Annotated in this window: 11 protein-coding genes; 7 read left to right on the forward strand and 4 right to left on the reverse strand. The window is 36.9% G+C overall.

Features of this window, described 5'->3' with window-relative positions; genetic code table 11:
- Positions 1–2 precede the first annotated feature (2 nt).
- From N2Z72_04920 to N2Z72_04935, 4 genes are all read right to left on the reverse strand, one after another.
- Positions 3–1,229 carry a tetratricopeptide repeat protein gene (locus tag N2Z72_04920; protein ID MCX7697020.1) on the reverse strand — a complete coding sequence of 409 codons (1,227 nt, stop codon included), beginning with the start codon at positions 1,227–1,229 and terminating at the stop codon, positions 3–5.
- On the reverse strand, positions 1,226–3,844 hold the full coding sequence (gene alaS / locus N2Z72_04925) for an alanine--tRNA ligase (protein MCX7697021.1): 2,619 nt from the start codon (positions 3,842–3,844) through the stop codon (positions 1,226–1,228). Before alaS ends, N2Z72_04920 begins: the two co-directional genes overlap by 4 nt.
- A complete protein-coding gene (locus tag N2Z72_04930) occupies positions 3,834–3,995 on the reverse strand; it encodes a hypothetical protein (GenBank protein ID MCX7697022.1) in 162 nt (53 codons plus the stop codon). The genes alaS and N2Z72_04930 overlap by 11 nt, the downstream gene beginning before the upstream one ends.
- 147 nt (positions 3,996–4,142) lie before the next feature.
- The gene (locus tag N2Z72_04935; protein ID MCX7697023.1) at positions 4,143–4,817 is read right to left on the reverse strand and encodes a YggS family pyridoxal phosphate-dependent enzyme; all 675 of its coding nucleotides are present in this window, start codon (positions 4,815–4,817) and stop codon (positions 4,143–4,145) included.
- Positions 4,818–4,928: 111 nt separating this feature from the next.
- Here N2Z72_04935 and pheT point away from each other — a divergent pair, with 111 nt between their 5' ends.
- The 7 genes from pheT to N2Z72_04970 all read left to right on the forward strand — a co-directional run.
- Positions 4,929–7,382, forward strand: a complete 2,454-nt coding sequence (pheT, locus tag N2Z72_04940; GenBank protein ID MCX7697024.1) for a phenylalanine--tRNA ligase subunit beta — start codon at positions 4,929–4,931, stop codon at positions 7,380–7,382.
- Between the two features lie 50 nt (positions 7,383–7,432).
- Positions 7,433–8,434, forward strand: a complete 1,002-nt coding sequence (locus N2Z72_04945) for an AAA family ATPase (protein ID MCX7697025.1) — start codon at positions 7,433–7,435, stop codon at positions 8,432–8,434.
- Positions 8,431–9,303: a DUF58 domain-containing protein gene (locus N2Z72_04950; GenBank protein ID MCX7697026.1), complete on the forward strand. Its 873-nt coding sequence runs from the start codon at positions 8,431–8,433 to the stop codon at positions 9,301–9,303. Before N2Z72_04945 ends, N2Z72_04950 begins: the two co-directional genes overlap by 4 nt.
- Positions 9,300–10,244, forward strand: coding sequence for a hypothetical protein (locus N2Z72_04955; protein MCX7697027.1), 945 nt, complete (start codon positions 9,300–9,302; stop codon positions 10,242–10,244). The genes N2Z72_04950 and N2Z72_04955 overlap by 4 nt, the downstream gene beginning before the upstream one ends.
- Positions 10,210–11,235: a VWA domain-containing protein gene (locus N2Z72_04960; protein ID MCX7697028.1), complete on the forward strand. Its 1,026-nt coding sequence runs from the start codon at positions 10,210–10,212 to the stop codon at positions 11,233–11,235. The genes N2Z72_04955 and N2Z72_04960 overlap by 35 nt, the downstream gene beginning before the upstream one ends.
- Before the next feature lie 5 nt (positions 11,236–11,240).
- Positions 11,241–12,290: a VWA domain-containing protein gene (locus tag N2Z72_04965; GenBank protein ID MCX7697029.1), complete on the forward strand. Its 1,050-nt coding sequence runs from the start codon at positions 11,241–11,243 to the stop codon at positions 12,288–12,290.
- Positions 12,287–12,765, forward strand: a 479-nt coding sequence (locus N2Z72_04970; protein ID MCX7697030.1) for a tetratricopeptide repeat protein, incomplete at its 3' end; no start/stop codon positions are given. The genes N2Z72_04965 and N2Z72_04970, both read left to right, overlap by 4 nt.

A 12,765-nucleotide genomic window follows, 5' to 3' on the forward strand; every position in this document is an offset into this window, starting at 1 on the left:
AATTATTTACTCATTCCACAGGCTCTTTCATACGCTTTGTCTGCTCCAGGATACTTTAAATCGACAGCTTTTTTCAGATCAAGACATGCTCCCTTTGAATCACCCTGCATATCTTTGATAGCACCCCTATAAAAGTAGGCTCTACCTCCTGCTCCGTACTTTACGGCATTGTTTAGGTCTTCGAGAGCTTTGTCGTATTGTTTTTTGTCGAAAAAATAGACGCCACGACTCTCGTAAGCTTCAGCATTTTTCGGATTAAGCTGAAGAACCTTGTTGTAGTCAGCAATAGCTGCTGTTTCCTTTCCTTTAAGCACTTTACTTTCAGCTCTTCGAAGATATGCTTCCTCATAAGATGGCTGCAAAGAGATGGCTTTATTGAAGGAAACGATGGCTGAATCGTGTTGTTGCAATTTCATAAAAGCCAAGCCTCGCCATAACCAATATCGAGAATGTTTTTTATTGACACCTATTAAAAAATTGGCTGAATTTAAAGCATCCTGATACTGCTCAAGCTTCATAGAAAGGTTAAATAAATGTATGTGTAAAGTACTATCATTCAATCCAAGTTTTTTAGCTTGCTTCAGATCGTCAAAAGCATTCTGCCACTCTTCTTTTTTCATGAACAGTATGCCACGGTGGTACCATGCATCTGCCATAGAAGGGTTTTTTCCAATTATTAAGGAAAACTGATCAAAAGCTTGTTGATCTTTCCCCTGCAAAAAAAAGATCTTTCCTTTCATCACTTCCCACGAAAGCTGATCATCCAATTCTTGTATTTTAGTAATGTCTCTCAAAGCTTCATCATATTTTTGATCTTCCATGTACCATTGAATACGAGTCCCATAAGCATCCTTAAATCGAGGAGCTAATTCGATGGATTTCGAAATATCCTGATAGGCTAAATCTTTTTTTTGAGCATCACGATAATAAAGAGAACGATAGAAAAATGTCAGATAATAATCCTTACGTTTTTGCAATGAAGTTTCGTAATCTTGTAGAGCTTCATTTTTTTTACCAAGATCAAAATAGCATTTACCTCGTTGAGTATATGCCTCATAATAATATGGGCTGATTTCGATGCATTTGGTAAAATCAGCTATAGCTTCTTTAAGCCATCCTTTCTTCATCTTGTCGAGACCAGCATCATAATAGGCATTAGCAGTTTGCGTAGGTGTTTGTGCCCGTATGACATTGATTAAAACAACAACAAAGTAGACAAGGTTTTTCATTTTGAAACTGATTCAAACAATGTTTTTGCCTTTTCTATCATGAGAGTGAGGTTTTCCTTTTTGGAGCCAGCAGCCATTGCAAGTGTAGTTTGGCCTCCTCCTTTTCCTTGAATTGGTTGGACAATTTCTTTAATCCAATTGCTAGCGTTGATATTGTATTTTTTAGCAAGTGTTTCATCCACGTATAGAACAACATGAACTTTTTCAGGGTCCTGAGTAGAATAAAGCAAAGCCATTAAAGGTAAATTCTCCCGTTTGAACTGGTAAGTCAAATCTTTAAGTTCATTTCCATTCAAATCCATTTTTTCTATAAGGTATACATATGAATTTTTATGAACAGTTTTGGAAAGTAACATTTTTGCTTGATGTGAAAGCTCCTTCTGTTTAAATTGTTGAATTTGTTTTTCCATGGATAAAATGGTAGCTTTTAATTCATCTATCACCTGCACAGGATCCTTTCCTTTGAGAAAAACTCGTAGTTCGGTCGATTTGTTATGCAATTGCTGAAAATATTGTAAAGCTTTTCTGCCAGTAACTGCTTCTATTCGCCTGACACCAGCGGCAATTGCTGATTCCTCCACAATTTTAAACACGCCTATTTCACCAGTAGCACGCACATGGGTCCCACCACATAATTCTTTGCTCTCATCGAACTGAATAACTCTTACCTCATCGCTATACTTCTCGCCAAAAAGTGCAATGGCTTGCATTTCCATAGCACGAGAAAATGGAATTTTTCTATATTCTTGCAGAGGAATATTTTTCCTAATTTGTTCATTGATCAATTCTTCAATATGAATTATATCACTGGGTGATAATTTTTGAAAATGCAAAAAATCAAACCTCAAATAATCGGGGTGAACCAGTGAACCTTTTTGTTCGACGTGAGTTCCGATCAATTTTCGTAAAGCCCAATGCAAAAGGTGAGTGGCCGAATGGTTACGCATGGTATCCCATCGTCTTTCTACATCCACTTTTGCCAACCAAACACCATCCAACGACTCGGGCAAATTGTCGGTAATGTGAATGATCAACTCATTTTCTTTGATGGTGTTCGTTACATGAATCACTCGTTGATCTTGTATAAGCCAGCCCTCATCACCTACTTGTCCACCTCCCTCAGGATAAAAAGGAGTTCGGTCAATCACAAGATGGTAAAAAGTTTTACCTTTATGGGTAACCTTGCGATATTTTATAATTTTTGTTTCAATTTCAAGGACGTCATATCCGACAAATTCAATTTCACTCGGAGGGTTTAATTCGATCCAATCTCCCATATGAACCTCGGCATCTTGCCTACTCCGTTGTTTTTGCTGTTCGAGTAATTGCTGAAAGCCCTCTACATCCACAGTCATATCCCTTTCTTTTGCCATAAGTTGAGTCAGGTCGAGTGGAAAACCATAAGTGTCATATAATTCAAAAGCAGTTTCACCCGAAATGATCTTAGTTGGATTTTTTTCAACATACATCTCAAAACGTTTGATGCCATGAGATAAAGTTTGAAGAAAAGAAGCCTCTTCCTCTTCTATAGCCTTGACTACCAAAGATTTTTGTTGTTCCAATTCGGGAAATTGCTCACCCATGATTCTACATAATACTGGGTAAAGATAAGTTAGAAAAGGTTCTTTAAGATTTAAGAAAGAGTAACCATAACGGACAGCCCGGCGGAGAATACGTCTAACGACATAGCCAGCTTTGACATTCGACGGCAACTGTCCATCAGCAATAGCAAAAGACACAGCCCTGATATGATCGGCAATTACGCGCATGGCTATATCAACTTTCTCATCTTTGCCGTACTTTAAATCTGTTAGTTCTTCTAGTCGCTCAATCAAAGAACTGAACAAGTCGGTTTCGTAGTTCGAATTTTTATTTTGCAAAATACGGACAAGACGTTCGAACCCCATCCCCGTATCTACATGCCTATCTGGTAGCATCTCAAGTTGCCCGGAGGCATTTCGGTGATACTGAATAAAAACAAGATTCCAAAGCTCTATAACTTCCGGACTGCCAGCATTAACCAGGAAATGACCAGGTAATTTTGAACGCTCAACTTCCGATCGAAGATCAACATGTATTTCAGAGCAAGGACCACATGGACCAGTCTCACCCATTTCCCAGAAATTATCTTTTTTATTTCCAGCAATGACACGAGTAGGATCAACAATGTTTTCCCATATTTTTTTCGTTTCTTCATCAGGTAAAAGATTTTCTTCACGATCTCCCTGAAAATAAGTAACATAAAGCCTGTCAGGTGGTATGCCATATTCCTTTGTCAATAGCTCCCAAGCCCATGCTATGGCTTCCTGCTTGAAATAATCGGCGAAAGACCAGTTACCAAGCATTTCGAACATGGTATGATGATAGGTATCGAGACCCACCTGTTCCAAATCATTGTGCTTTCCACTTACCCGCAAACATTTCTGGGTATTAGCAATGCGTGGATAGGGAGATTTGATATTTCCTAAGAAATAATCTTTAAACTGATTCATGCCTGCATTGGTGAACATCAGGGTAGGATCATTCTTGACCACCAGTGGAGCTGACGGTACAATATGATGCCCGCGTTCTTCAAAAAAAACCAAAAATTTTTTCCGTATTTCTTTAGATGTCATGATAAGTCAAATTCCGTATCAAAATTACAAATTTTCTGGTTGCCATTTCGTATCCAGTACGTTTCTTTTCTTGAATCGAAAATCCTTCTTCTTTGTCTCTTAATTCACCTTCAATTTTTATCCGCCAAACACACACTTCATTTACATGCATTTTTAAAAACCCAAAAAATCAATGAAACCTTTCTGAAGACATAATAGAAAAGTATTCATACGTCAAACTTAGCCAGATTATTAAGCTAGCAACTAATCAAAGCAAACTTGTTTCTCTGAAAAATTGATATCGTTCTAAGTGAAATTGTTATTTTTTCATTCGCTCACCAAAAATTGCTGTGCCAATTCTTACCATTGTTGCCCCTTCCTCTATGGCAATATCATAATCATGACTCATTCCCATGCTGATTTCCTTAAATTCAGGATAATCGTAAAAAATTTGATTTTTTAAACGATCAAAAACGTTCTTCAAATTTTTGTATTCTTGACGAGTTAGGGATTTATCGTCTGTTAAGCTCCCCATCCCCATCACACCTGCAAATACAATATGCGAAAATTGCTTATATTGTTCTTTTTGAAGAAAAGGAAAAGTCTCATCTGTTGAAAATCCAAACTTTGAGCCATCCAACGCAATGGAAATTTGCAAAAGACACGATAACGAACGATTAATTTTAGCTGCTTGTTTTTCGATTTCCTGCAAAAGAGCTAAGGAATCGACACTATGGATATAGCCGATGAAGGGTGCAATGTATTTGACCTTGTTTCTTTGAAGATGCCCGATGAAATGCCATGTAATATCAGAAGGTAGATATGGTTGTTTTTGCATAAGTTCCTGGACATAATTCTCTCCAAAATCCCTAATGCCAGCTTCGTAAGCTTCTTTGATCTCATCAATTGTTTTGGTTTTACTCACAGCTATCATTCTTACATGCGATGGTAGTTTTTCTAGAATTAAAGTAGCATTCTCGTAGATGATACCCATTTTTTTTGCAAAGTTAACTAAATGCAAAAGATCATGGTAGATCATTCTGTTGATTCTGACAAAGAATGAAGGAATAAAAAACCAAAATTTCATAAGTTTGCAAAAACTACCATGAAAATTTCTTATAAATGGTTGAGTCAATACCTTAATTTACTTCTCTCCCCAGAGGAATTGTCAAGGATACTGACTGAGAATGGCCTTGAAGTAGAAAGTATTGAGCATTACAAAAAATTCCCCTCCAATCTTGCTGGTGTTGTAACAGGTGAAATCATACACTGTGAAAAAATTGAACATTCTGAATCGCTGTATTTTACGAAAGTCGCCATTGGAAACGATGCTTTGAATGTTGTTTGCGGTGCACCGAATGTTGCTCTTGGTCAAAAAGTATTAATAGCTCTCCCTGGTACTACTTTATATCCATTTCAGAAAAATCCTATTAAAATCGAAAAAACCACCATTCGAGGTTATGAAAGCCAGGGAATGATTTGTGCTGAGGACGAACTGGGTATCAGCGACAAGCATGATGGCATTTTGGTCTTAAAACCTGACATTCCCATTGGCCTACCAGCTTCATCACTTTTTGAGAACTACGAAGATGTAGTTTTCGAGATCAGCATTACGCCAAATCGGACAGATGCTCTTTCGTATCTTGGTATTGCTAAAGACATTGCAGCAGCTTTAAAGAATCGTTATTCTCAAAAAGATGTCAGAGTTTTTCCTCCTTCTGTCGACAATTTTGTAGTTGACAATCACGAGCTTAAAATTACCGTGACCGTAGAAAACACAGAAGCTTGTGGGCGATATTCAGGACTCACTTTAAAAGATGTAAACAATGGTGACAGCCCTATGTGGCTCCAGAATTTTCTCATGGCTTCCGGACTCCGCCCAATCAACACTGTTGTCGACATTACTCAGTTCATTATGTATGAAACTGGTCAACCACTTCATGCATTCGATGCCGATCAAATTGAAGGTAAGCTGGTGATTGTCAAATGCTTGCCAGAAGGAACGATTTTTAAAACTTTAGATGGTAAGGAAAGAAAACTCAAAGCAACAGATCTCATGATTTGCCACGCTACAGATGGTATGTGCATGGCTGGAGTTATGGGTGGAGTAGAAAGTGGAGTTACTCATACGACTCAACGTGTTTTTTTGGAGAGTGCATGGTTCCATCCCACATGGATTCGCAAAACTGCACGTTATCATGATCTTCATACCGATGCAGCTTACCGTTTCGAACGTGGCACTGATCCCAATGGTACAGTTTATGCCCTTAAACGAGCTGCACTACTCATCCGAGAACTTACTGGAGCACAAATATCTAGTGATATCGTAGATGTTTATCCAAAACCCGTACAACCTGTTTCCATTCATTTTTCACTCCGCAATTTTGAACAATTCAGTGGACAATCCATCGATCTCACTACCATTCGAGAAATACTTACTGATCTTGATTTTTCTGTTCAATACGAAGAAGAAAAAAGAGAATTTTTGGTTTCTGTTCCTACCTATCGAGTGGATGTTACCAGAAAAGAAGACGTATATGAAGAAATACTACGTATTTACGGATTTAACCAAATTGTAATTCCTCGCGAACAAACTTTCAGTTTTCAAATCTTTCAAAAAAATTTACTTGACCTAAAATCTGAAATATCTTCATTTTGGGTTGGTCGGGGTTTCCAGGAAGTTTTAACCAACAGTTTATGTGCCGAGAAGTGGTATGTAAACACAGGTCTAGCAAATAAAGACCGCATCATATATATTGAAAATCCTCTCAGCACTGAACTCAACGTACTTCGACCCCATATGCTTCCTTCTTTGCTAGAGGCAGCTTCTTACAATCTTCGTCATTTTCAAGAAAACCTTCGTTTTTTCGAGATAGGAAAAATCTATGAATATGATGATATTACATCCCAAGACATAAGAAAGCTAATTCACGAAAAAGACGTAGTCGCTCTACTTCTACTAGGAAACCGTTACGAAAGGATATGGAATCACGCCGGGGAAAAAACAAATTTTTACGACATGAAGGAATGTCTGGATGGTTTCTTTCAAATCAGTCAATTGGACGGAGATCTCGTATTGAGGGAAGTAGAAAAAAGTGGTTTCTCCTATGCATTGAACTATACTTTAAATGACATGGAAGTAGCTTACATCGGTAACGTACATCCTTCTATACTTGCTCAATGGGACATTCACGAAGAAGTTTTTTTCGCCGAAATTGATCTTAACTTATTATGGGAATTAATTCACCATAAATCTTTGCAATTCAAGGAACTTCAAAAATTCCCTGGAATTCGCAGAGATCTTGCTATTCTCATACCCTATCACTTAACTTTTCAAGAAATTAGCCAATACATAAAAGCTCTTCCCATTAATACTATAAAAAAAATTAATTTATTTGACGTATATGTTCATCCATCGTGGGAAAATCGGCAAAAAAGTTACGCCATTTCCTTTTACTTTGCTCATCCTGAAAGAACTTTACATGATGAAGAAGTAGATGAATGGATGCAAATGATCATTGAGTCTTTATATGAAAAATGGAAAATTTCCATTCGTTAAAATAATAATAGTTTTTGTACGTTTGTAAAAATTGTAAATTTTAGAAGCATATGAAGAAAATACCGACCATGGATATTACTGAATTAAATGAAAAGATTAAAAAAGAAACTGAATTTATTGATATACTCAGAATGGAGCTTGGTAAAAGTATTGTAGGGCAGAAGAACATGATCGACAAGATGCTTATAGCTCTTTTTGCAAATGGTCATTTGTTGGTTGAAGGTGTACCAGGTCTAGCCAAAACACTTGCTATTAAATCCCTTGCATCAGCCATCGATGCTAAGTTCAATCGGATCCAATTCACGCCAGATCTTTTACCTGCAGATATAACAGGGACCATGATTTACAGTCCAAAAAAAGAAGAGTTCGAGGTCAAATTTGGACCTGTTTTCGCTAATTTTATTTTAGCTGATGAAATCAATCGTTCTCCTGCCAAAGTACAAAGTGCTTTGCTCGAAGCCATGCAAGAAAGGCAAGTTACTCTTGGTGAACAAACTTACAAACTTCCCGATCCATTCCTTGTGATGGCAACACAAAATTCTATCGAACAAGAGGGAACTTATCCCCTACCAGAAGCTCAGGTTGACCGTTTCATGATGAAAGTTATCATCACTTATCCATCTAAAGATGAAGAAAAGATTATCATCCAACGGAATCTTGAGAAAAAATATCCTATGCCATCTAAGGTAGCTAAAATCGAAGACATACTTCGAATGCGTGATCTCATTCATGAAATTTACATGGATGAAAAAATTCAAGACTACATAACTGACATTGTGTTTGCTACGCGTTATCCTGACAAGTATGGGCTTTCCAAATACAAATCCATGATTGCTTATGGTGCATCTCCTCGTGCTGGCATTAGCATGGCTCTCGCTGCCAAGGCTTATGCTCTTTTACAACGACGAGGTTATGTGCTACCAGAAGATGTCAGGGCCATTGCACCCGAAGTTTTACGACATCGAATTGGCCTGACATACGAAGCTGAAGCTGAAAATATTACCACCGACATCATCATTGTTGATATCATCAATGCTGTTCGCGTCCCATGAAAACTTCAGAATTTATAGCTAAAAAGGTTCGTTACCTCGAAATTAAAACTCGCAAGCTCACTCAGGAAGTGCTCTCAGGTTCTTATCATAGTGCTTTTAAAGGAAGAGGTATGATGTTTAGTGAAGTACGTGAATATGTTTTTGGTGATGATGTTCGCAACATCGACTGGAACGTCACTGCCCGATTTAATCATACTTATGTTAAGGTATTTGAAGAAGAACGTGAACTTACGGTCATGTTACTGATTGATTTTAGCAATTCCAATTCTTTTGGTTCGACTTCCTTAGCCAAAAAAGATATGATTACTGAAATTGCTGGAACTTTGGCTTTTTCTGCTATGATGAACAACGATAAAGTGGGGGCTATTTTTTTTACCGATAAAATTGAAAAATACATTCCTCCCAAAAAAGGATCAAAGCACGTTCTTCGTATCATTCATGACTTGCTCACGTTTAAACCTTCTTCGCCAGGAACTAATATAGATTTTGCTTTAGAAAAATTTAATACAGCTTTAAAACGACGATGTATTGCTTTTGTAATATCCGATTTTTTGGATCTACGCTATGAAAAAAACCTTGCCATTGCAGAAATCAAAAACGACGTGGTTGCTATTAAAATTTCAGATCCTTTCGAAAAAGAAATGATTCGGAAATTTAACTTATTGGTAAAAGACCCAGAAACTGGTCAATTGCATTTTTTAGCATCGAAAGAAAGAATATTAGACTATCTTGGCTGGCGCGATTACTGTGATAAGTATTTTTATACCGCTTGTCATAAACATCAAGTGGACTACGTTGAAATCAATACAACTGAAGATTACGTTAAACCCTTGGCTGTTTTCTTTAAAAAAAGAGGTAAAAAAATATGAAATTTCTTGGGCTCTTTTTTTCTTTCCTCATTGGGTTTCATTTACTTCACACCCAACGCATGGAGGTGAAAATTTATCCGGATTCGATTCGCCTTGGGGAGCCTGTTGTCATGGTGTGGACGCTTTCTTACCCTGACTCTGGTTATCTTTTGCTTTCAAAACCAACTTTTGTTGATACTGGACGATTTTTGAAATCCTTATATTTGTTTCCACAACAGAAGGAAAAGAAAAAAGGTTTTTTTCAAATTATTCAAAAACAAGTTATTTCCGCTTACGATAGTGGTAATTTTCTATTACCTTTTCAACCAGCAATATTTTTGAAAGGGAAAGACACAATGGAAATTTTTCCCGATTCTATTTTTTTGTACGCCACCTATGTACCCATTGACACAACCAAGCCTATTAAGGACATCAAAGACATTGTTCATTCAGATAAAAAACCTTCGGAAACCCAAAAAAAATCTTTAATTTGGTGGATTATAGGAGCAATTTTGTTGCTAATAGCAGCACTTTTGGTTTACTTCTTATTTTTCAGAAAAAGGAAAGAAACGTCGTTCGAAGATTTATCTTACCTTAAGCCGTGGGAAAGGGCTCTGTATAGGTTAAAAAAAATCAAAGAAGATACACTTTGGTTTAAGTACGAACCGAAGGAATTTTATACTGAACTGGTTGACATTCTCCGAAAGTACCTTGTCGAAGAATTCAACATCGATGCCGAAGAAATGATAAGCAGTGAAATCATTGAAGCTCTTAACCGACAGCGTTTTGATTCTTCCATGATAACTCTCGTGAGCGAACTTCTGATGATTGCCGACTTGGCAAAATTCGCCAACGAAAAAATTAACGTTTCGACCATGGAATTTCATGTTCATCAAGCCATTTTGTTTGTTGAAAAAACTCATAAAGTTGAGGAGGAGAAAGAAGATGCTAGGAATTCATGATCTACAATTTGAACATCCATGGGTTTTATTTTTGATTTTAGGGATACCTTTGTTAGCATGGTGGTTACATCGCACGAGGGATAAGAAAAAAACTGCCATACACCTTCCCTCGTTTAGCAATGGTTTTAAGAAAAGTTACTTTTCTTTGAGAGAATTTTTACACGGATCGATCATCTATATTCGGCTGGCATCTATTGCTTTAATTTTGATAGCTCTTGCTCGGCCTATTACTTTTTTATTTGAAGAAAAAGTCAAAGTTGAAGGCATTGACATTATTCTTATCAACGATATTTCTGGAAGCATGCTTGCTGAGGATCTGAAACCTAACCGATTGGAAGCTGCTAAAAATGTAGCCATTGAATTTATTCGAAACCGTAAAAACGATCGAATTGGCATGGTAGCATTTAGTGGAGGTGCGTATACTGTATGTCCTCTTACTACAGATCACAGAATGCTTATTGAATTAGTAAAAAATCTTGAGTATGGGATGATAGAAGATGGAACAGCCATAGGTGATGGGCTTGCTTTAGCTGTGGATCGAATTAAAGATAGTGAAGCCAAGAGTAAGGTTGCCATACTTCTTACAGATGGAATCAACAACCGAGGATTTATTTCTCCTCTTTTTGCAAGCCAAATAGCAAAGCAATATGGCATTCGTCTATATACAATTGGTGTTGGAACCACGAAAGGAAAAGCTCCTTATCCATATTATGTAGGTAATAAGAAATATTATGATTACGTCGACGTTCAAATAGACGAGCCAATGCTTAAAGAGATGGCCATAATGACGGGTGGAAGATATTTCCGAGCAACCGATAACAATTCACTTGAAAATATCTACAAAGAAATTGATAAGATGGAAAAAACGTTGTTTGAAGCAACTAGCATGACTCATCAGACTGAACTTTTCCCTTATCCTCTCGTAGTTGCTATTCTTTTACTAGCACTTGAGTTTTTTATCAAACATGTGATTATTAAACCTTTACCTTAAAAGCCATGTATCGATTTGCACATCCTGAAGTTTTGCATTGGTTATGGTTAATCCCCGTGATAGTGTTTATTTTCTGGGCGTATTACCGATACAGGGTTCGATTTCTGACAACATATTTTACTCCATACAATGCTAATCTATCTATGCCTGCCTTGAGTAGGAAGAAACCTTTGTATAAGTTTTTTCTTTTTCTCATTGCGTGGATTTTTCTTTTCATTGCTCTTGCTAATCCACAAGCTGGAACACTCGTAAATAAAACTGTAAAAACTTATGGATCGGATGTGGTGCTTATTGCAGACATCAGCCAATCGATGTATGCTGAAGATGTTAAGCCTTCTCGACTGAAAAAAATGCAACAGTTTTTACTCAATATACTTGAAAAATCACGCTCTGACAGGTTTGCTCTTATTCCTTTTGCTGGAAATGCTTTTTTACAAGTTCCCATGACAAATGATTATAAATTACTCAGAAACTTTATTCAATTGCTTTCTCCAAGTCTCATCACTCGTCAAGGTACCAACATTGCTGAAGCACTTCGAATAGCTTTAGAAGCTATCGATAGCAGCTATTCTAACGTTCCTGTAGTTATTTTATTTTCAGATGGTGAAAGTTTTGAGGGAGATGTCGAAGAAATTCTTTCAGTTTACGTTAAAAGGAAAATTCCAATTCATACTGTAACGATTGGTACTCATGGTGGTGGCCCTATACCTCTTCCCACATCAATTGGCACAAAAACTTATAAAAAAGACGAAGCAGGCAACATTATTATTACCAAGCCCAATGAGGATCTAATGAGATCTATTTCTAAAAGCACAGGTGGAACATTCGTTGGTATGACCAAACTTTCCCAGGCATCAGAAATTTTGATCGATGTTCTCCAATCTGCTCAGAAAACTCAAAGAGATGTTATAGAATTTGCCGATTATCGATCTATTTTCGAATGGCCTCTCACGATCGCCTTACTTTTCTTGCTTCTCGAGCTTATTTCATCAGACAGACAAGTTAAATGGCAAATTAAATTACGTCAGTTTATTGAAAAAAAGAAAATGCCATGAAACTCAAAGTTTTTATTCTGACTTGCTTGGTTCATATCTTGCTTCTTGCTCAACAGGAAGAAATTCTAAAAGGAAATAAAAAATATGTGCAGCAAAATTATACCAAAGCTATTGAGTGGTATGAAAAAGCTCTTAGTAAGGATCCCAACTCACATGAAATTCTTTATAATCTCGGAAATGCTTATTATAAAAACCGGCAATACGACAAAGCCAAAGAAATATTTCAGAAACTTTTAGACCAGACACTTGATCCTTCCCTCAAAAGCAAAGTTTACTACAACCTTGGAAATACATATCTTCAGGAAAAGAACTATGATGATGCCATTAATCAATACATCAATTCTCTTCGATTGAAACCGTACGACGAAGATGCCAGATACAATCTTACTTACGCGTTAAAGATGCAGAAAAAAAACAATCAAAACTCTAATAATTCCAAACAAAATCAAAAAAATAATCAGAACCAAAATCAGAA

This window comes from Bacteroidales bacterium (genome assembly GCA_026418905.1).
Classification (GTDB): domain Bacteria; phylum Bacteroidota; class Bacteroidia; order Bacteroidales; family DTU049; genus JAOAAK01.

Bases quoted from the DNA above. Each gene is read 5' to 3' on its own strand.
- N2Z72_04920 (MCX7697020.1), bottom strand. From the start codon at position 1,229: ATGAAAAACCTTGTCTACTTTGTTGTTGTTTTAATCAATGTCATACGG.
- alaS (MCX7697021.1), bottom strand. From the start codon at position 3,844: ATGACATCTAAAGAAATACGGAAAAAATTTTTGGTTTTTTTTGAAGAA.
- N2Z72_04930 (MCX7697022.1), bottom strand. From the start codon at position 3,995: ATGCATGTAAATGAAGTGTGTGTTTGGCGGATAAAAATTGAAGGTGAA.
- N2Z72_04935 (MCX7697023.1), bottom strand. From the start codon at position 4,817: ATGGGTATCATCTACGAGAATGCTACTTTAATTCTAGAAAAACTACCA.
- pheT (MCX7697024.1), top strand. From the start codon at position 4,929: ATGAAAATTTCTTATAAATGGTTGAGTCAATACCTTAATTTACTTCTC.
- N2Z72_04945 (MCX7697025.1), top strand. From the start codon at position 7,433: ATGAAGAAAATACCGACCATGGATATTACTGAATTAAATGAAAAGATT.
- N2Z72_04950 (MCX7697026.1), top strand. From the start codon at position 8,431: ATGAAAACTTCAGAATTTATAGCTAAAAAGGTTCGTTACCTCGAAATT.
- N2Z72_04955 (MCX7697027.1), top strand. From the start codon at position 9,300: ATGAAATTTCTTGGGCTCTTTTTTTCTTTCCTCATTGGGTTTCATTTA.
- N2Z72_04965 (MCX7697029.1), top strand. From the start codon at position 11,241: ATGTATCGATTTGCACATCCTGAAGTTTTGCATTGGTTATGGTTAATC.